The sequence below is a fragment of the Gillisia xinjiangensis genome (assembly GCF_046298265.1).
In the GTDB taxonomy this organism is placed as follows: domain Bacteria; phylum Bacteroidota; class Bacteroidia; order Flavobacteriales; family Flavobacteriaceae; genus Gillisia; species Gillisia xinjiangensis.
Map to the genome: position 1 here is coordinate 1 of NZ_JBKAHK010000033.1, position 823 is coordinate 823.

Annotated in this window: 2 protein-coding genes; both read left to right on the plus strand. The window is 67.1% G+C overall.

Going from position 1 to position 823, the window contains the following annotated elements; translation table 11 throughout:
• A partial coding sequence (locus ACKGJN_RS16300; protein WP_409540624.1) for an ABC transporter permease occupies nt 1-269 on the plus strand: 269 nt, incomplete at its 5' end.
• A 53-nt stretch (nt 270-322) separates the two neighbouring features.
• Nucleotides 323-823: TraB/GumN family protein (locus ACKGJN_RS16305; protein WP_409540625.1), on the plus strand; the 501-nt coding region annotated here is incomplete at its 3' end.

Genomic DNA, 823 nt, shown 5'->3' on the forward strand with positions numbered 1-823 from the left:
ACCATTACAGTGCGGTCGAGGGCTTCCTCATCGTGCCGCTGGGCCTGCTCTCGGGTACCTTCTTCACGGTGGCGCGGCTGCCGGACGGCTGGCGGGACTGGATCTATTACAATCCAATCTTCTACGCCGTCGACGGCTTCCGCGCCGGGTTTATCGGCCAGGCGGAGACCTCGCTGGCGCTGGGCGCGATGATCCTTATGGTCCTGAATCTGGCGCTGGCGCTGGTTGCCTGGCGGCTCTTCGCGGCGGGCTACAAGATCCGGCCGTGAGAGTTCTCGGGCCCCCTGCGCAGGGAATGAATAAAATAGGGATCAGGCAAGCGATGCTGAAATCACTGCATAGGTTCCTTTTCCGCACGGCGCCCTTGAAGGCGCCCTTGAAGGCGGCGGTGATGCCGGCGCTGGCCGCCGCGCTGTTGTGGCTCACGCCTGCCGTCGGGAGCGCCGGCGCCCAGGACCTGCCCTACAGCCAGGGCCTGTTGTGGCAGGTGCAGCGCGAGGGCGGCGGGCCGGTCAGCTATGTGCTCGGCACCATCCACTCGACCGACGCGCGCCTGCGCAAGCTGCCGCCTCAGATTGACCAGGCCTTCAACCAGTCCCGCGTTGCCGCCTTCGAGTTGATCGACAGTCAGCAGGGCAACGACAAGATGGCGCGCGCGATGCGGCTGCCCCCGGATCGCCGGCTGGAGGACATCCTTGGCCCGGCGCTGTTCCAGCGCACCGTCGATGCCGTCGCGCCGCTGGGGGTTGCGGCCGAGGGCCTGCAGAGCCTGAAGCCCTGGGCGCTCAGCCTCTATCTGGCCTTCCCGCAGATCGAGCTGGTG